The 851-nt window shown below is 47.7% G+C and carries 1 pseudogene; it reads right to left on the bottom strand.

Annotated features, from left to right (window positions below):
* A pseudogene (locus ACFO6W_RS26215) lies at nt 1–851 on the bottom strand (hypothetical protein); the annotation flags it as partial.

An 851-nucleotide genomic window follows, 5' to 3' on the forward strand; every position in this document is an offset into this window, starting at 1 on the left:
CCGTATGATCCACGCTGTTCCATAGAGCATCGCCGGCAATATCCTTACTGCTCCTTATCCACCTGAAATTCATATCCGGTATTTTTCCGGTCACATCTTCACTGCCTTTATATACCCTTGCCGACAATAGCGTTGAGACAGCTCCGTTTCTAAATACGGAACCGTTGGAAGAGTTTATATAGATAGAATACGCGCTTTGCCCGTCAAATTGTTTATAAATGGAGAAAATATCCTCAAATGCTTCGTCTTTATAAGTCGCTGTATAGCGGAGGGATAAAACATCCCTTCCCTCCCAGTAATGGCCTGTAGGCGATACCTGTATAAAATCCTTATTATTACCTGCTAATTCTTTCCATACTGATTCCGGGGAGAGGTACTGCCATTTCCTTGTTGTCCCTGTAAAGTTATGCTCAGTGGCGTAGATGGTGATCTCCACGGGATCGCAGGCCTCTTCAGGTTTATCCGGATAATGGAATATATCCGTACCGCTCAGGCTTACGGACTTGGGCAACAGGTTTTCCTGCGCTTCCGGATCGAAGTCCTCCCATTTGATCGTTACGTCCTGCAGGCTTATCGTATCTTTTGTCCATTTAAAGCGTCCCGAGGCAAAGTGTCCCGTGCCGTCGGGATTGATAACAAAAGAGTTGTCGCGGGAACTGATGGAGCCGTCATTGTTCAGCTTTAACAGGGGATTTTGTATCGTACCCCCGATACCACCTTTAGAAAACCAGGCCCCGTAATCTTCTACATAGGAAAGCGTCCCGTCTGTAGGCTGGTATTGAGACGGGGTGGAACCTGCCTCCAATTGCGGCGCTGTTATAAGCATTCCGCTGACAGGAGCTTCCAGCCGG

Source organism: Dysgonomonas termitidis (assembly GCF_042654545.1).
Taxonomy (GTDB): Bacteria; Bacteroidota; Bacteroidia; order Bacteroidales; family Dysgonomonadaceae; genus Dysgonomonas; species Dysgonomonas termitidis.